This is a genomic window from Pseudomonas sp. GW821-FHT10B02 (assembly GCF_059415665.1).
This window is the reverse complement of record NZ_JBWKNR010000005.1, coordinates 1-16,672: the sequence shown is the minus strand read 5'-3', so window position 1 is coordinate 16,672 and position 16,672 is coordinate 1. Positions and strand designations below refer to the sequence as shown.

General features: G+C 61.9%; 15 protein-coding genes. 9 read left to right on the top strand and 6 right to left on the bottom strand.

The annotated features are described in order from the left end of the window. Positions 1-157 precede the first annotated feature (157 nt). A complete protein-coding gene (locus AC07OF_RS09615) occupies positions 158-1,054 on the bottom strand; it encodes a TauD/TfdA dioxygenase family protein (RefSeq protein WP_495072790.1) in 897 nt (298 codons plus the stop codon). 60 nt (positions 1,055-1,114) lie between these two features. Continuing rightward, positions 1,115-2,017 (bottom strand): bile acid:sodium symporter family protein, encoded by a 903-nt coding sequence (locus AC07OF_RS09610; RefSeq protein WP_495072789.1) that lies wholly within the window; start codon positions 2,015-2,017, stop codon positions 1,115-1,117. A 136-nt stretch (positions 2,018-2,153) separates the two neighbouring features. On the opposite strand from AC07OF_RS09610, the gene AC07OF_RS09605 reads away from it, so the two are divergent. After that, positions 2,154-3,032 carry a Dyp-type peroxidase gene (locus AC07OF_RS09605; RefSeq protein WP_157192649.1) on the top strand — a complete coding sequence of 293 codons (879 nt, stop codon included), beginning with the start codon at positions 2,154-2,156 and terminating at the stop codon, positions 3,030-3,032. Positions 3,033-3,214: 182 nt separating this feature from the next. After that, positions 3,215-5,116, top strand: coding sequence for a potassium transporter Kup (locus tag AC07OF_RS09600; RefSeq protein ID WP_157192648.1), 1,902 nt, complete (start codon positions 3,215-3,217; stop codon positions 5,114-5,116). A 114-nt stretch (positions 5,117-5,230) separates the two neighbouring features. On the opposite strand, the gene AC07OF_RS09595 is transcribed toward AC07OF_RS09600, so the two are convergent. From AC07OF_RS09595 to pdxR, 3 genes are all read right to left on the bottom strand, one after another. Continuing rightward, entirely contained in the window at positions 5,231-6,499 is a 1,269-nt protein-coding gene (locus tag AC07OF_RS09595; protein ID WP_495072788.1) for an MFS transporter, read from the bottom strand. Positions 6,500-6,531: 32 nt separating this feature from the next. Then, positions 6,532-7,593 carry a sugar phosphate isomerase/epimerase family protein gene (locus AC07OF_RS09590; protein ID WP_495072787.1) on the bottom strand — a complete coding sequence of 354 codons (1,062 nt, stop codon included), beginning with the start codon at positions 7,591-7,593 and terminating at the stop codon, positions 6,532-6,534. A 112-nt stretch (positions 7,594-7,705) separates the two neighbouring features. Beyond that, a complete protein-coding gene (gene pdxR, locus AC07OF_RS09585) occupies positions 7,706-9,205 on the bottom strand; it encodes a MocR-like pyridoxine biosynthesis transcription factor PdxR (protein WP_495072786.1) in 1,500 nt (499 codons plus the stop codon). A 194-nt stretch (positions 9,206-9,399) separates the two neighbouring features. Between pdxR and AC07OF_RS09580 the strand changes: the two genes are divergently transcribed. From AC07OF_RS09580 to AC07OF_RS09550, 7 genes are all read left to right on the top strand, one after another. After that, entirely contained in the window at positions 9,400-10,380 is a 981-nt protein-coding gene (locus AC07OF_RS09580) for a quinone oxidoreductase family protein (RefSeq protein ID WP_157192644.1), read from the top strand. 13 nt (positions 10,381-10,393) lie between these two features. After that, positions 10,394-11,242 carry a TauD/TfdA dioxygenase family protein gene (locus AC07OF_RS09575; protein WP_157192643.1) on the top strand — a complete coding sequence of 283 codons (849 nt, stop codon included), beginning with the start codon at positions 10,394-10,396 and terminating at the stop codon, positions 11,240-11,242. A gap of 57 nt (positions 11,243-11,299) precedes the next feature. Then, positions 11,300-12,352, top strand: coding sequence for a beta-keto acid cleavage family enzyme (locus AC07OF_RS09570; protein ID WP_038611040.1), 1,053 nt, complete (start codon positions 11,300-11,302; stop codon positions 12,350-12,352). Positions 12,353-12,460: 108 nt separating this feature from the next. Then, the gene (locus tag AC07OF_RS09565) at positions 12,461-13,780 is read left to right on the top strand and encodes an MFS transporter (RefSeq protein WP_476447053.1); all 1,320 of its coding nucleotides are present in this window, start codon (positions 12,461-12,463) and stop codon (positions 13,778-13,780) included. Next, positions 13,777-14,430 (top strand): DsbA family oxidoreductase, encoded by a 654-nt coding sequence (locus AC07OF_RS09560; protein ID WP_157192641.1) that lies wholly within the window; start codon positions 13,777-13,779, stop codon positions 14,428-14,430. The genes AC07OF_RS09565 and AC07OF_RS09560 overlap by 4 nt, the downstream gene beginning before the upstream one ends. Further along, positions 14,427-14,753: a Rieske (2Fe-2S) protein gene (locus AC07OF_RS09555; protein WP_038611034.1), complete on the top strand. Its 327-nt coding sequence runs from the start codon at positions 14,427-14,429 to the stop codon at positions 14,751-14,753. The genes AC07OF_RS09560 and AC07OF_RS09555 overlap by 4 nt, the downstream gene beginning before the upstream one ends. Next, positions 14,750-15,760, top strand: coding sequence for a YeiH family protein (locus AC07OF_RS09550; RefSeq protein ID WP_157192640.1), 1,011 nt, complete (start codon positions 14,750-14,752; stop codon positions 15,758-15,760). Before AC07OF_RS09555 ends, AC07OF_RS09550 begins: the two co-directional genes overlap by 4 nt. Before the next feature lie 87 nt (positions 15,761-15,847). Here the strand turns inward: AC07OF_RS09550 and AC07OF_RS09545 are convergent, their stop codons facing one another. Beyond that, positions 15,848-16,150 (bottom strand): DUF6124 family protein, encoded by a 303-nt coding sequence (locus tag AC07OF_RS09545; protein ID WP_461531715.1) that lies wholly within the window; start codon positions 16,148-16,150, stop codon positions 15,848-15,850. Positions 16,151-16,672: the final 522 nt, after the last annotated feature.

Below are 16,672 nucleotides of genomic sequence, written 5' to 3'. Positions count from 1 at the left end.
CCGAGCCACCCGGTGGGAGCGGGCCTTGTCCCGCGATCGGGCGCGTAGCGGCCGCAAATCCTGAGTTCGCGATACTTATGATTCACCGCGTCGCTCGGGTTTACTGCCGCTTTGCGGCAGATCGCGGGGCAAGGCCCGCTCCTACAGGTTTTCTACTTCACCGACTGGGTACCTCACCGACAACCGTCGTACGGAACATCTCGCGGCGCATGCCGTGGTAGTCGGCGATCGGCAGGTGCCAGGTGCTGCGGTTGTCCCAGATGGCCAGGGTTCCCTGGCGCCAGCGCATGCGGCAGGTGAAGGCTGGTGCGGTGGCCAGGTTGAACAGGTAGTCGAGCAGCGGCTTGGCTTCTTCCGTGCGCAATCCCTGGATACCTGTGGTGTAGGCGGGGTTGATGAACAGCACCTTCTTGCCGGTTTCCGGATGGCGGGTCACCAGTGGGTGGCTGCGCAGGTCCTGTGAGGTATCGCGGCCATAGTGGATTGCCATGTTTTCCAGCAAAGCATTGTGGTTGGCGCCGACCCCGTAGGCCCGCTCAGGGCTGTGCAGCGCATCGAGGTTGTCCAGCAGCGCCTGCATGCCCGGTGACAGCCATTCATAGGCCAGCGCCAGGTTGGCGTAGCAGGTATCGCCACCGTAAGGCGGGATGTCGTGGCCGTAGAGCAGGGTGAAGGCCGGCGGGCGTTCCTGGAAAGTCCAGTCGCTGTGCCAGGCGCCGCCGAACACGAAGGGCGCTTTCTCGTCGGCTTCCTTGACCACGTGCACCACGTGTGGATGGTCCGCCATGGTGGTCACGTAGGGCTCGCGGCCGAACTCGCCAAACTGCAGGGTGACCCGCTCGAGGTCCGCGATGCTGAGGTTCTGCTCGCGGATGAACAGCACCTTGTGCGCAAGCAGCGCCTGGCGCAATTCGGCGAAGCCGGTGGCGTCCAGGCGGTTCAGGTCGAGGTCCTCGACGTCGGCGCCGAGGGCCCCGGTGCTGGGGGTGACGCGAATGTGGCGGTAGTCGGTTGCGCGGTTGTGGCTGGGATGGCAGTAGATGAATTCGCTCATGGCGGACACTCGTTTGGGGCAGGTTGTGGCGCTACTTGATGCATTGCACGATGGTTGATCCTACAGGTGCTCGCGGGGTAAGCCCGCTCCTACCGGGACGGTGTCATGCCCGCGACTCACCCACCAGCCAAACCCCGCTGCCGTGAAGAACATGATCAAACTGTAAATAGCCGCCGGAATCGCCATGGTCGAGTTGTTCAGCAAGCTCGGCGCAAGTGCCAGGGCAATGGCCAGGGTGCCGTTGTGGATGCCGATCTCCATGCCGATGGCAATCGCCTGGCGTTTGGGGATCTGCAGCAAGCGCGGTAGCCAGTAGCCGATGCCCAGGCTCAGCAGGTTGAACAACAGTGCCGCACCACCCACCACCGGGGCGTAGTCAACGACCGTCTGCCAGTCCTTGACCATCGCCAGGACGATGGTGAACACCAGAAACAGCGCGGCAATGATCTTCATCGGCCGCTCCATGCGCGCGGCAAACCCCGGTGCCAGGCGGCGGATCAGCATGCCGATGGCCACCGGCACCAGGACAATGGCGAACACCTGCAGCACCTTGGCAAATTGCAGGGGAATGGCCTGGTCGGCGGTCATGAAGTAGGCCAGCGACAGGTTTACCAGCAGCGGCATGGTCAGGATCGCAATCAGCGAGTTGACCGCAGTCAGGGTCACGTTCAAGGCCACATCACCATGGGCCAGGTGACTGAACAGGTTGGCCGTGGTGCCGCCAGGGGAGGCCGCCAGCAGCATCAGGCCTACTGCCAACGCGGGAGCCAGGCCGAAACCTTTGGCGATCAGAAAGCAGATGAAAGGCAGGAGCAGAATCTGGCAGGCCAGGCCGATCAGTACCGGTTTGGGGAATTTCACCACGCGGGCGAAATCGGCCAGGGTCAGGGTCAGGCCCAGTCCCAGCATGATGAAGCCCAAGGCAATCGGCAGAAAAGCACTGAGCAGTGGCGATGCAGTCATGTCGGAGGCTCACAAAAAAGGGATGAACGGCAGTGTAGGCGAGGATTCTGAGCCGTGTAGTCCGCTCCCCGCTGATCCTTGTGGACCCAGGCGCCAGGCAGTAGCATTCACGCTTTACTTAAGGATCCGATCACCAATGCAATTCCAGCCAGGCGTTCTCGCCGCCCCGATTCCAGCACAAGCCCGTCACCTGTTCTTCACCTTGCACACGCCGGCCGCGCTGCCTGGTGTGCTTGACGTATTGCAACAGCAGGTCGATGGCAGCCGCGTGGTGGCCGGGTTCGGTGCGCCGCTGGTGCAAGCGCTGGGTCGTAGCATCGAGGGTTTGCGTGCGTTTCCGCAGCTGACGGCTGCGGTGGACAACCCGTGCACCCAGCACGACTTGTGGCTGTGGTTGCGCGGCGACGACCGCGGCGACCTGTGGTTGCTCAGCCAGGCCCTGGAAAAACTGCTGGCACCGGCCTTTACCCTGGTTGAAGCCACCGATGCCTTCCGCCACAAAACCGGCTTCGACCTGACCGGTTATGAAGACGGCACGGAAAACCCGGTGGAAGACGCCGCAGTCGACGCTGCTATCCTGGCCACTGACGTCCCTGGCCTGAGCGGTTCGAGCTTTGCCGCCTTCCAGCTGTGGCGCCACGACCTGGACTGCTTCAAGGCGCTGCCTCAGGAAGAGCAGGACGACATCATTGGCCGGCGCAAGGCTGACAACGAAGAACTGGATGACGCGCCGGAGTCGGCTCACGTCAAACGCACGGCCCAGGAGAGCTTCGAGCCCGAGGCGTTTATCGTGCGTCGTTCGATGCCGTGGGCCGATGAGCGCGGTGCGGGCCTGGCGTTTCTGGCCTTCGGTCACTCGTTCGATGCCTTTGAAGTGCAACTGCGGCGCATGAGCGGCCTGGAAGACGGTGTGGTAGACGCTTTGTACCGGTTCAGCCGGCCGCTTACCGGTGGTTACTACTGGTGCCCACCGCTCAGCGCCCAAGGGCTTGATTTGAGCGCGTTGCTGGGCTAATTCAAGCGCGGGGCAAGCCCGCTCCCACAGACAACCACTGTGGGAGCGGCGGTGCGACGACTCGACTTGCCCCGCGATACAAAGTTAATTGTTAAAAAAATTACGGACTCTTTACGAAGGCTCGTTACGCATAAAGGGATACTGGCAGCGTTTCCAGACCCTACGTTCCGAGACGTCCTACCGTGAGCCAAGCCGCATCCTCCGCAACCGTCCATTCCCCCGTAAAAAACTCATCAATCAGCCTGCTCATCGCTGCCGTCGGCGTGGTTTATGGCGACATCGGCACCAGCCCGCTGTACACCCTCAAAGAAGTCTTCGCCGGTCATTACGGCGTGCAGGCCAACCATGACGGCGTGCTGGGCATTCTGTCGCTGGTGTTCTGGTCGCTGATCTGGGTGGTGACGATCAAATACGTACTGTTCGTGCTGCGTGCCGACAACCAGGGCGAGGGCGGCATCATGGCGTTGACCGCTTTGGCGCGGCGCGCGGCGGCACCCTATCCGCGTTTGAGCCGGGTGCTGGTGTTGCTCGGCTTGTTTGGCGCGGCGCTGTTCTACGGCGACAGCATGATCACCCCGGCAATATCGGTGCTGTCGGCAGTGGAGGGCCTGCAACTGGCGTTTGATGGCATCGGGCATTGGGTGGTGCCGATCGCCGTGGTGGTGCTGGTGGCCCTGTTCCTGATCCAGAAACACGGGACCGCACGCATCGGCATCCTGTTCGGGCCGGTCATGGTCCTGTGGTTCAGCGTGCTGGGCGCACTGGGTGTGTACGGCATCGTCCAGCGCCCGGAAGTGCTGCTGGCTATGAATCCAGCCTGGGCGGTGCAGTTCTTCGTGGTGCACCCGGGTATCGGGGTGGCGATTCTGGGCGCCGTGGTGCTGGCCCTGACCGGTGCCGAAGCGCTGTATGCCGACATGGGCCACTTTGGCCGCAAACCGATTGCCCGCGCCTGGATTCTGCTGGTGCTGCCAGGCCTGGTGCTGAACTACTTCGGCCAGGGCGCACTGATCCTCGGCAACCCCGAGGCGGTACGTAACCCGTTTTATCTGCTGGCGCCGAACTGGGCGTTGCTGCCGATGGTCGGGCTGGCCACGCTGGCGACCATCATTGCCTCCCAGGCCGTGATTTCCGGCGCCTTCTCGCTGACCCGCCAGGCCATCCAGCTCGGCTATGTGCCGCGCATGTTCATCCAGCACACCTCTAGCCAGGAACAAGGGCAGGTCTACATCGGCACGGTGAATTGGGCGTTGATGGTCGGTGTGGTGCTGCTGGTGATCGGCTTCGAATCCTCCGGTGCCCTGGCGGCGGCTTACGGGGTGGCGGTGACGGGCACCATGCTGATCACGACATTGCTCTCGGCGGCAGTGGTGCTGCTGTTGTGGAAGACCCCGCGCTGGCTGGCAGTGCCGCTGTTGCTGGGTTTCCTGCTGGTCGACAGCCTGTACTTTGCCGCCAACGCGCCGAAAATCTTCCAGGGCGGGGCGTTCCCGGTGATCGCCGGTATTGCGCTGTTCATCCTCATGACCACCTGGAAGCGCGGACGCAAGATCATTGTCGAGCGCCTGGATGAATCGGCCTTGCCGCTGCCGTTGTTCATCAGCAGCATCCGCTCGCAGCCGCCGCATCGGGTGCAGGGCACAGCGGTGTTCCTCACTGCCCGTGCCGACGCCGTGCCGCATGCGTTGCTGCACAACCTGCTGCATAACCAGGTGCTGCATGAACGGGTGGTGTTATTGACTGTGGTGTCCCAGGATCGTCCGCGGGTGCCGGTGGCTGAGCGCTTTGAAGTGCAGGACTTTGGTGATGGTTTTTATCGGGTGAATCTCAACTTCGGCTTTATCGAAGAGCCCGATGTGCCGGCTGCATTGCAGCTGTGCCATGTACCGGCGCTGGACTTCAGCCCGATGGGCACGACCTATTTCCTCAGCCGCGAGACGGTGATCCCGACCAAACGCATTGGCATGGCGCGTTGGCGTGAGGGACTGTTTGCGTTCTTGCTGAAGAACGCAAACAGTAACCTGAAGTACTTCAATCTGCCGCTCAACCGGGTGATCGAGCTGGGGACGCAGGTGGAGATGTGATGGGGATCACTTGATGATGTGGGAGCCGGCCTTGCCGGCGATGGTATCGACGCGGTGTCAGCTAATTCGCGCCGTCTGCATCGCTGGCAATGCCAGCTCCCACAGTGCGATTGTTTATGTCGCTGTTTGCGCTTGCACCCCGGCAACCTGAGCATTACTGCGCACCAACCGGTGCATCAGGCTGGCCACCACAAAGCCAATCACCGCCAGCCCCATCATCGCCATGAACACATAGTTGTAACCCTGCTGCCCTGGGAAGTGGTCAAGAATGGCGCCGTAGCCCACATAGGCAAACATGCCCGGTGCATAGCCGATCAGGCAGCCAATACCGAAGGCTGAGCCCGTAATGTGCGGAGCAATCCCCACTTCACCCATAGGCGCCCAGAACACCCCGCGCATCGAGAACACGATAAAGGCGAAGGACAACGTCGCGGCCATGCCTGCATAGATGTAACCCGGGCTCTTGGGCACCATGAGGATGATCACCATCAACGGCAGCAGTGCCAGGAATGCCCATTTCAGGTAACGGCTGGGGCTCTTGAACTGTTTGTCGGCAATGAAGCCACCGGCCGGACCGCCAAGGATCTTCAGCATGTACTGGTTGATGATGCCGTAGGCACCGACCAGCGCGACCGGCAAGCCATAGACTTCCTTGAGGTAGGGAATGAAGTAGGTCAGGCCGCAGTAAACGATGTAGACCATGAACACGTTGCAGCTGACCACCCAGATCGCCGGGACTTTGATCGCTTCCATCAGGTTGGACAGCGGGTTTTTCTTCGGGCCAATGATCGGTGCGCTGTGGTTGCCCTTGAGCAGGAACCAGGTCAGCACGCCTGCGGCGATGTCGATGAGCGAATAGAACACGATGGCGGCTTTCAGGCCCGCTTCAGCAGCGCCCATGACAATGAATACGCCGAGCGCCGAGAACGCCACCAGGGTGTCGACCACCCCGCGACCGCCTTCGAGCAGGCCGAACAGGCGCCCCTGTTCCTTGTCATTGCCCAGCCCGCGAATGGCCTTGAGCAGCGCCGGCCAGTAGATGCAGTCGGCACACACCGCCAGCAGGCAAAAGACGATCATCAGGCTGCTGAACGGCGGGAAAGTCGCCAGATACAGGCCCAGCGCGCCCGTGCCAAGCAGGCCGACAGGAATCAGTTTACGGGTGTCGAAACGGTCGGCAAGCAGGCCGCCGACCACGAACAGGCCGGTAGCGATGATGGCGTTGGCACTGAGCAGCAAACCGATCTCGGTATGGGACAGGCCCATGAACGTCTGCATCGGTACGTAGAACGCGTCCTTGAGGTTGGCCAGCTTGTAGATGGTGCCGCCACCGAGGATCAGGATCAGGAATTTGAACCATTTGGCCTTGTCTTGCGCAGTCATTGTTATTCTCCAGGCGTAGTGGGGTCGCGGTGTCAGGCGCTGGTGGCCAGGCTCAGTTCGGCCAGGGTGCGCAGCTCGGCGAGCAGGCCTTTGATGTAGCTGACCTGGTTGTTCGCCCAGCGCTGTTCGCCGGCCAGCATCTGTTCAAGGGTGAAGCCTGCGGGCAGCGGTGTGTCGCTCATTTCGCGGTAGGCGATAAAGGGGTCGGCAGGCTCGTTGGATTGCCGGAACGCCGGGGCGATGTAGTGGTTTTCCTGTTCAAGGATGAAGGCGATCACCTGCGGACGCTGTTCGCCGAGCATCAACAGCTCGTACACCATGCGCGGGCTGGGCAGGTCGTCTTCGGCGCTGCCCTGGAGTACTCCGTAATGGCCGAAGCCCTGTGCCTCCGGGACGACCCGCACGCCTTTGAGGTGTACCTGGCGAATGTGCGGGGCCAGGTTTGCCAAGGCCTCCAGCGGTTGCTCGCAAGCGTTGATCATGTTGCCGAAGTCGAACAGCGCATGCAGACGCGGATGATTGGCCTGCTTGAGCAACCGGGCGATTTCGTCGCTCTTGAGCTCTTCATGCTGCTCGAAGTCGAAGTTCAGGTTGTGCAGGTCAGCTTGCTGGCCGAGGTAGTGCAGGTCGCCGGCGATGGTGTCCATGACCTGCGACAGCGTGCCTTCGTAGCGCGAGTACACACGGATATTGCGGGTGCCGATGGCATTGGCCACGGCGATCACCGCATCAACGTCCGGCTTTAGTGTGCTGCTGATTTCAAGGTGTACTTCAAGTTCGAGCTGGCGGGCCTTGTCGGCGAAGGCGCGCAATTGCCCGGCATTCATCTGCGAGAGGCTGTTGTGCTCGCCGTCGAGCATGTGCAGGCTCAAACCCTTGAGCTCATGGCGATAGGCAAAGTCGAGCAGGTCGAAGGGCGTCAGGCGCCCGTGGGTGAGGTTGGTCAGTAACGGATAGGCATGGGCAAACAAACGCACCTGATCAATGCGTTCGATCAGGCGGGTGGCCAGTTCGCGGGTCAACAGCACCGGCGCTGCAGCGCCTTTAGTCTTGTTATCGAGCAACCGGGTGAAGCGTTCTTGGATAGCATTCATTCGAGTCGTTCCTGGTGCGGGCACCGGTTCTACCGGCGCGTTCTTTATCGCGCCGCTGGGGAACGCTCGATAGATCCATTACGAAGCAAATGATAAGACCACTGGCCGACGGCTATACCGGCTGCCTCATGGCCTTGAGCGCCTGCACCAGGGCCTCGACCTTGGCTTCGGCCAGCTCCTGCGCGGTGCCGGCAAAGCCGATCAACAGGGCAGGGGGCAGGTAGCGCTGCAGGCAGTAGTCACTCAAGGCATAGGTGTGGACGCCGTGCTGGGCCAGTTGGCGGGCGATTTCCTGGTCGTCCAGGTGCTGCGGCAGCCAGGCAATCAGGTGCATGCCGGCTTCAACCGGTGCGATGGTGAAGAAGTGCCCGAGCCGGCGTTCAAGTACTTCCAGCAGGCACAGCTGACGGGCCTGGTAAAGCGCACGCATGCGCCGGATATGCCCGATGAAATGACCTTCCGCCATGAAGTCAGCGGTGACTGCCTGCAACAGGGTGGGCGGACTGCGGTCCATCACCGCACGAATAGTGCAGAACGGCTCGACCAAGGCCTGCGGCAGAATCACATAGCCCAGGCGCAGCGACGGGAACAGCACTTTGCTGAAGGTGCCGACGTAGATCACCCGATCGCTCTGGTCCATGGCATACAGCGCCGGCAATTGCCGCCCGCTGTAGCGCAGTTCGCTGTCGCAATCGTCTTCAATGACCCAGCGCTGGTTGGCCGCGGCCCATTCGATCAGCTCCAGGCGTCGGCCGTGGCTCAGGGTGACGCCCAGCGGGTGCTGACGCGAGGGGGTGGTGAACACCAGGCGGGCGTCGGGGCTGTCGGCGATGCCTTGCTGGACATCGATGCCCTGGTCGTCGATACGCACCGGTACGACCTGGCAGCCGTGGGCCTGGAAGGCGATGCGTGCGGCGATATGGCCGGGATCTTCCATCCATACCGGGTCGTCGGGGTTGAGCAGCAGCATGGCCAGCAGGTTGAAGGCTTGCTGGGCGCCGGAAACGATCACCACCTGGTCGGCACTGCAGTCGATGCCGCGGGCATCGAACACATAGTCGGCGATGGCCCGACGCAGATCCTCCAGGCCCTGCAACTCGCCATAGCCGAGCATCGCCTTGCTCGGTTTTTGCACATGACGGCTGATCAGACGCTTCCAGACAAGCTGGGGAAAGGCTTCGAATGCGCCGTGGCTGGGCAGAAAGGAGGTTGGCGTATCGGGGCTGTAGTGCGAGTAGGACACACCGCGAAAATGATGACTGCGCAACGACAGCATCGACTGGCTGAGGTCGGACAGTCGCGGCGCTGCAGCTGTTGGCGGCGTGCTGCCCTGGCCTGAGCGCTCCCACTCGTCACCGACATAGGTACCGGCACCGGTGCGCGACACCAGAAAGCCTTCGGCGATCAGTTGATCGAAGGCATTGAGCAGGGTGATGCGCGAGAGGTTCAGCTCCTGGCTCAAGGTGCGCGTCGACGGCAGGCGGATGCCGCCTTGCAGGCGCCCGGTGAGGATCTGTTTGCGAATCTGCAGGTAGAGCTGGCGGTAAAGCGGGGTGGCACTGTCGCGATCCAGCTCAATACCCGATAGCAGCAAACCGGAGGGGGACTTCATTGGGTGCTCGTTGGCAGGTGAAAAAGGCCTGGTAATCGTACGAGAAACCCTTGCTGGCAGCCAGCGGCGCACACTGTGTCATCAAATGAAAACACCTTGTCGCTGGATGCGAAGCACCCCGCAGGCGTTGCGCATAGAGTCCAATCAACAAAAACAGACGCAACGCGTCCGAATGGATGATTGGAGTGACAAGCATGGCCAAAGTCGTACGCTTCTATGAAACCGGTGGTCCCGAAGTATTGCGCTATGAAGACGCTGAAGTCGGCGAGCCTGGTCCGGGGCAAGTCCGCCTGCGCCAGGTTGCCGTTGGCCTGAACTACGCCGACACCTATTTCCGTAACGGTACCTACCCGATTCCGATGCCCAACGGCATGGGCGTGGAAGCGGCCGGTGTGGTCGCTGCGGTAGGTGAGGGGGTGACCAACGTGGCGGTCGGCGACCGCGTGACCTACACCGGTTTTCTCAACACACTCGGCGCTTATTGCACCGACCGTCTGATCGGTGCCGCGGCGCTGATCAAGCTGCCGGAAACCATCGCCTTTGAAACCGCAGCGGCAATGACCATGCGCGGCCTGACCTCGGCCTACCTGATGCGCCGCCTGTATGACTTCAAAGCCGGCGACACGATTTTGCTGCACGCCGCTGCCGGTGGTGTTGGCCTGATCGTTTCGCAGTGGGCGCGCTTGCTCGGCGTCAACGTGATCGGCACCGTGTCCACCGAAGCCAAAGCCGAAGTGGCCAAGGCCCATGGCTGCACCCACACCATCAACTACAGCCATGAAGATGTGGCCAAGCGCGTACGCGAGCTGACCGACGGTGTCGGCGTCAACGTGGTGTTCGACAGCGTTGGCAAAAGCACCTTCATGGCCTCGCTCGACTCGCTCAAGCGCCGTGGCCTGATGGTTTGCGTCGGTACTGCGTCCGGCACCATCCCGCCGTTCGATCCGCAGATTCTGGCGATGAAAGGCTCGCTGCACCTGACCCGCCCGGCACTGGCTGACTATATCGCCGACCCGGCGGAGAAGGCCGACCTTGCCGGTGAGCTGTTCGATCACGTCAGCAGCGGCCGCATCAAGATTGAAATCAACCAGCACTACGCCCTGCAGGATGCAGTCCAGGCGCACCGAGACCTGGAAGCACGCAAAACCACCGGTTCTTCGATCTTCGTCATCTGAAGAGGGCTGTAGCATGCACATCGAACAATTGACCTGCGCCATCGGCGCTGAGGTGTCCGGGGTTAACCTGGCGGATGCGGTTCACGATGACGACCTGTTCGACCAGCTCCGGGCGCAATTGCTCAAGCACCGGGTGCTGTTTTTGCGCGACCAGAACATCAGCCGCGCCGAGCATGTGGCCTTTGCCCGGCGTTTCGGCGAGCTGGAAGACCACCCGGTAGCCGGCAGCGACCCGGAACACCCGGGCCTGGTGCAGATCTACAAGCGCCCGGACCAGCCCGCCGACCGCTACGAGAACGCCTGGCACACCGATGCCACCTGGCGCGAAGCACCGCCGATGGGCTGTGTGCTGCGCTGCGTGGAGTGCCCGCCGGTAGGTGGCGACACCATGTGGGCAAACATGGTGCTGGCCTACCAGAACCTGCCGGATGAGGTGAAGCAGAAGATCGAAGGCCTGCGCGCCCGGCACAGCATCGAAGCCAGCTTTGGTGCGGCGATGCCGATGGAAAAACGCCTGGCGCTCAAAGCCCAGTTCCCCGACGCCGAACACCCGGTGGTGCGCACCCACCCGGAAACCGGGGAACAGGTGCTGTTCGTCAACGCCTTCACCACCCATTTCACCAACTACCACACGCCGCAGCGGGTACGTTTTGGCCAGGACGCCAACCCCGGTGCCGGCGATCTGCTGCGCTACCTGATCAGCCAGGCGTACCTGCCCGAGTACCAGGTGCGCTGGCGCTGGAAGCCCAACAGCATCGCGATCTGGGATAACCGCAGCACCCAACACTACGCGGTCATGGACTACCCGGCCTGCCATCGCAAGATGGAGCGCGCCGGGATCAAGGGCGACCGGACCTACTAAGCATTAGCCATCCGCTATCTGGCGGAGCAAGACAATAACAAGACCGAGGACCATAGAATGCAATTCTTCGATGATTCGTTGCACCCGGAAAACATGGAAAAGGTGGTAATCACCGTCGCCCCTTACGGCCCGGAATGGATGCCAGAGGACTTTCCAGAAGACATTCCGCTGACCATGGACGAACAGGTCCAGAAGGCCGTTGACTGCTATGAAGCGGGCGCCACTGTGCTCCACTTGCATGTACGCGAACTCGATGGCAAAGGCTCCAAGCGCCTGTCCAAGTTCAATGAACTGATTGCCGGTGTGCGCGAAGCGGTACCGGAAATGATCATCCAGGTGGGCGGCTCGATTTCCTTCGCCCCTGAAAGCGACGGCGAAGCGGCCAAATGGCTGTCTGATGACACCCGCCACATGCTCGCTGAGCTCACGCCAAAGCCTGACCAGGTCACCGTGGCGATCAACACCACGCAAATGAACATCATGGAGCTGCTGTATCCGGAGTACCTGGAAGGCACCTCCCTGGCCAACCCGGCGATTCAGGCCGCCTACAGCGAAATGACCGTACCGGCCGGCCCGGCCTGGGTCTGCGAACACCTGCGCCGCCTGCAGGCGAGCAACATCCAGCCGCACTTCCAGCTGACCGGCATGCATGCCCTGGAAACCCTCGAGCGCATCGTGCGCCGCGGCGATTACATGGGCCCGCTGAACCTGACCTGGATCGGCATCGGTGGCGGCTTCGACGGCCCTAATCCGTTCAACTTCTTCAACTTCATTCACCGCGCGCCGGATGGCTGCACCTTGACCGCAGAATCGCTGCTCAAGAACGTGCTGCCGTTCAACACCATGGCCCTGGCCATGGGCCTGCACCCACGCTGCGGCAACGAAGACACCATCATCGACCACAGCGGCAAGCGCTTCGGCTCGGTCGAGCAGATCAAGCAGACCGTGCGCGTTGCCCATGAACTGGGTCGTGAAATCGCCAACGGTAAAGAAGCCCGTGCCATTTACCGCATCGGTCAGCAGTACAGCAGCATCGAAGAAACCCTCAAAGCCAACGGCATGGCGCCTAACCGCCTGCCGGGCCAAAAGGGTGTACCGCAGCGCGGCTGACCGGACAGGGTCGGCCTGTGACGGCGGGTCGACCCATTCCAGCCCAAAGCGCTGTTAGTCAGGCTTCTGATAACAACAAGACTTACGCCAGACAACAGAGGAGGCAGCATGGCCGCCTATATCGCCAGCGCCGCAGATGACGGTGCCGACACTTCACGTGGCATTCCACGGCGTTATGCCTGGATTGTCTTCGCCTTGACCTTTGGCCTGCTGATTTCCGACTACATGTCGCGCCAGGTGCTCAACGCGGTATTCCCCCTGCTCAAGAGCGAATGGGCTCTGAGTGACAGCCAGCTCGGCCTGCTCAGCGGTATCGTTGCGCTGATGGTCGGGCTGCTGACTTTTCCCCTGTCTCTGCTGGCCGACCGTTTTGGCCGGGTCAAAAGCCTGGTGCTGATGGCCGTGCTCTGGAGCCTGGCCACCCTGGGGTGCGCCCTGGCGGAAAACTACCAGCAGATGTTTATTGCCCGCTTTCTGGTGGGCGTTGGCGAGGCGGCCTATGGCAGCGTCGGCATCGCCGTGGTGGTCGCGGTGTTCCCCCGCGACATGCGCGCAACCCTGGCCGGTGCCTTCATGGCCGGTGGCATGTTCGGCTCGGTGCTGGGCATGGCCCTGGGCGGGGTCATGGCCCAGCATCTGGGCTGGCGCTGGGCATTTGCCGGCATGGCGTTTTTCGGCCTGATGCTGGCGTTGTTGTACCCACTGCTGGTCAAGGAGGCGAAGATCTCGCCGCCACGCTCGACGGTACCGTGCAAGGTAAGCCGGCCGTTGCGCACCTTGTATAGCAGCCGCTCGGTGATCGCCGCTTATGTTGCCAGTGGCCTGCAATTGTTCGTAGGCGGCACAGTAATCGTGTGGATGCCCAGCTACCTGAACCGCTACTACGCCATGGGCACCGACAAGGCCGGGGTAGTCGCCGCGATTATCGTGCTGTGCAGCGGTATCGGCACGATTCTCTGCGCGATGCTCTGCGACCGCCTGGGCCGCCAGCGTCCGGACCGCAAGATCAGCCTGGCCATCGCCTACTGCCTGGGCAGCTGCCTGTTGTTGTCGGTGGCCTTTGCGCTGCCCTCGGGCACTGGGCAATTGGTGTTGATCTGCCTGGGTATGATGATTGCCGTCGGCACCAACGGGCCGTCCAGCGCCATGGTCGCCAACCTGACCCACTATTCGGTGCATGGCACCGCTTTTGCCACCCTGACCCTGTCCAACAACCTGTTGGGCCTGGCCACCGGGCCGCTGATTACCGGCCGGGTTTCCGACATCATCGGCCTGCATGCCGCGTTCCAGTTGGTGCCGCTGATCAGCATCGGCGCCGCTGCGGTGTTTTTTATTGCCAAGCGCCACTACCACAGCGACATGGCTCGCTTGGAGGGGAAGGTGCAACCAGCACCTGACGCGGGGCAGATTCAAGAGGTAAAACCGTGAAACAAACGTTATCCATCGATGTGTTCTTCGACTTCATCTGCCCCTGGTGCCTGATTGGCCAGCGTCATTTGCAACGTGCGCTTGAGCTGTTGCGCCTTGAGCAGCCTGAAGTTGAGGTAGACCTGCGTTGGCGGGGTGTGCAACTGCTGCCGGATATGGCCAGGACTGGCCAGCCGTTCGAAGCCTTCTACCGCAAGCGTCTGGGCAGCGAAGAGGCGGTGCGTCAGCGTCAGGCTCAGGTACGTGCGGCGGCTGAGGCTGCGGGCGTAAACATCGATTTTTCCCGTATCAGCCGCATGCCCAATACCGCCGATGCCCACCGCCTACTGCAGCGCGCGGTGGCCCTGGGCGAACCTGAGCGTGTCGAGGCGTTGTTGGCAGAACTGTTTGCGGCTTACTTCCAGCAGGGCAAGGACCTGGGCGATCCGGTCACCTTGCTGCAGATCGCCCAGGCCTGTGGTTTGAGTCCGGCGCAGGTCGCCGATTGCCTGCGCGGTGACGCCAGCCCGTTTATCGGCGCAGACGACTACGCAGGCGAGGGTGTGCCGTGTTTTCGCTTCAACCGGCAGCAGGTGGTGAGCGGTGCCCAACCGGCCGAAGTGCTGCTCGGCTGCATGCGTGAAGCGCTGGGCCAGGCGGCATTGGCATGAGTTACCGATACCCCGTGCCGCTGGCCAAGGTGCCGGCGCGCGGCAGCCGTGTGCTGCTGAATTTTGATAACAAGAGCCTGGCGCTGTTCAACGTCGCCGATGTGTTTTATGCCATCGATGACAGCTGCCCGCATCAGGGCGCGTCTTTGTGTGGCGGGCGCCTGGATGGGCGGGTGATCCAGTGTTGCGCGCATGGCCTGCGCTTCGACCTGGCCAGTGGTTATCTGCTCAATTCCACCCAGCTCAAGGTCGCCAGTTACCCGGTCGAGTGGCAGGGCGAGCAGCTGTTTATCGTGATCGAGTCCGAGGAGTCTGGCCAATGAGCAGCATGGCAATTGCCGCCGTTAACAACCGGGTGCGAGCACTTGCGCCAGGTTTTGTCGTGAGCCTGATCGCGGCGGGTGCGGCGAGTTTTCTCAGCGAGCATTACGATGCGCCGGTGATGTTGTTTGCCCTGTTGCTGGGCATGGCGTTGAACTTTCTCTCTGCTGACGGCAGCTGCAAGGCCGGGATTGAATTTACCGCGCGCACGGTGCTGCGCATCGGTGTGGCGCTGCTGGGCATGCGTATTACTCTGGAGCAGATTGCCAGCCTTGGCTGGAAGCCGGTGGCGTTGGTGGTCATTATTGTGGTGGTGACCATTGGTGTGTCGATGGTGGTTGCCAAGGCCATGGGCTTCAATCGGCTGTTCGGTATGCTCACGGGCGGTGCGACGGCAATCTGTGGCGCGTCGGCGGCGTTGGCGCTGGCTGCGGCGTTGCCTGCGCACCGGCAGAAGGAGCATGCGACGCTGTTCACGGTGATCGGGGTGTCGGCGCTGTCGACCCTGGCGATGATTCTTTATCCGATGATTGCTGATTGGTTGCAGCTGTCACCGCCGCAGGCCGGGGTGTTTCTTGGTGCCACTATTCATGATGTGGCGCAGGTGGTGGGGGCGGGGTACAGCATGTCCACCGAGACCGGGGACATTGCCACGGTGGTCAAGCTGATGCGGGTGGCGATGTTGCTGCCGGTGATTGTCTGTGCGGCGATGATTACCCGGCGGGCAGGGGATGATGCCTCCGGGCAGCGGCCGCCGCTGTTGCCGTGGTTTGCGGTGGGGTTTGTGCTGCTGGCCTGTCTGAATAGTACGGGGTGGGTGCCCACTGTGGTCCAGGGCGGGGTCAATGATCTGTCGCGCTGGTGTCTGGTGGTGGCTATCAGTGCCCTGGGGATGAAGACGCAGCTCAAGGAACTGGCCAAGGTTGGGTTCAAGCCCATTGCGTTGATGGTGGGGGAGACGGTGTTTCTGGTGCTGTTGGTGTTGGCGTTGATGCACTGGGGACTGTAGGGATTTTGGGGATATGCCCTCGGGTTTGAGGGCATATCCATTGGCGGTGGTGGCGCTTAGTCACCTTTGCGCCCTACAGCAGCCTGATCAACCTGGCATCTGTCGCTCTTCCAGCCCATCAAGCAACGCATCAAGCAGCGCCATGGCCATCTCCACCGAATGCTGGGTGGACCAGGCCAGGCCTCGTCCTTCCTTGTTGGTATGGCGGACGGCTTCGATAACGGTGGTGCGGGCGCACTTGAGGTAAAACGAAGCATGCACCAGCGCATCTTCAGCACTGACGCCGGCGCGTACGCTGAACAAGGGCGGATGTTCCGGGCAAGAGGGGACGTCGGTCTCGAGCGTTTCAATGAGGTGCAGGCTGGGGGGATCGGGGACGGGCTTTTTCATGGTCAACTCCGAGTGTAAAAGGAGCTGCCACGCTTTCGTCGCCAAACTAATGGGTGGCAGCTGTACGCGGGTTGGCGAACCGGAACACTCGGAAACCCGGCAGGGCCGAAACCCTCCCGCGCACAGCCGCCATGACACATGACGACTTACTGGGAACTACACGAGTGCTTGTCCGGGTCGCCAAACCCGATCACTGAACATTCAGTGACCGAGCGAGCCTAGTGTGAAGACCTTCCCCGGGCAAGCTACTGAGGCCGACAGATTGCGTAGGATAGGTCCTAGGATCAGGTGCTGGCTAGTCAGTGGAATCTGATTTGCCCGGTGGGAGTGGGCTTGCCCCACGATGAGGCCCCTCGGTTTGTGGGCATATCCATTGGCGATGGTGGCGCTGAATCACCTTTCCGCCCTTACGGCGGGTTACTTTGGCAAACGCCCCAAAGTAACACAAAGGTCTCGCCCCACCAGGGGCCCTACGCTGCGCTTCGGGTTCCCTCCTTCCGGTGTCGTTACGGGGCATTGCGA

What these genes read in the sequence shown, in the direction of transcription:
- pdxR (WP_495072786.1), bottom strand. Translation starts at nt 9,205, where the DNA reads ATGAAGTCCCCCTCCGGTTTGCTGCTATCGGGTATTGAGCTGGATCGC.
- AC07OF_RS09580 (WP_157192644.1), top strand. Translation starts at nt 9,400, where the DNA reads ATGGCCAAAGTCGTACGCTTCTATGAAACCGGTGGTCCCGAAGTATTG.
- AC07OF_RS09615 (WP_495072790.1), bottom strand. Translation starts at nt 1,054, where the DNA reads ATGAGCGAATTCATCTACTGCCATCCCAGCCACAACCGCGCAACCGAC.
- AC07OF_RS09575 (WP_157192643.1), top strand. Translation starts at nt 10,394, where the DNA reads ATGCACATCGAACAATTGACCTGCGCCATCGGCGCTGAGGTGTCCGGG.
- AC07OF_RS09545 (WP_461531715.1), bottom strand. Translation starts at nt 16,150, where the DNA reads ATGAAAAAGCCCGTCCCCGATCCCCCCAGCCTGCACCTCATTGAAACG.
- AC07OF_RS09555 (WP_038611034.1), top strand. Translation starts at nt 14,427, where the DNA reads ATGAGTTACCGATACCCCGTGCCGCTGGCCAAGGTGCCGGCGCGCGGC.
- AC07OF_RS09565 (WP_476447053.1), top strand. Translation starts at nt 12,461, where the DNA reads ATGGCCGCCTATATCGCCAGCGCCGCAGATGACGGTGCCGACACTTCA.
- AC07OF_RS09550 (WP_157192640.1), top strand. Translation starts at nt 14,750, where the DNA reads ATGAGCAGCATGGCAATTGCCGCCGTTAACAACCGGGTGCGAGCACTT.
- AC07OF_RS09590 (WP_495072787.1), bottom strand. Translation starts at nt 7,593, where the DNA reads ATGAATGCTATCCAAGAACGCTTCACCCGGTTGCTCGATAACAAGACT.
- AC07OF_RS09595 (WP_495072788.1), bottom strand. Translation starts at nt 6,499, where the DNA reads ATGACTGCGCAAGACAAGGCCAAATGGTTCAAATTCCTGATCCTGATC.
- AC07OF_RS09610 (WP_495072789.1), bottom strand. Translation starts at nt 2,017, where the DNA reads ATGACTGCATCGCCACTGCTCAGTGCTTTTCTGCCGATTGCCTTGGGC.
- AC07OF_RS09570 (WP_038611040.1), top strand. Translation starts at nt 11,300, where the DNA reads ATGCAATTCTTCGATGATTCGTTGCACCCGGAAAACATGGAAAAGGTG.
- AC07OF_RS09605 (WP_157192649.1), top strand. Translation starts at nt 2,154, where the DNA reads ATGCAATTCCAGCCAGGCGTTCTCGCCGCCCCGATTCCAGCACAAGCC.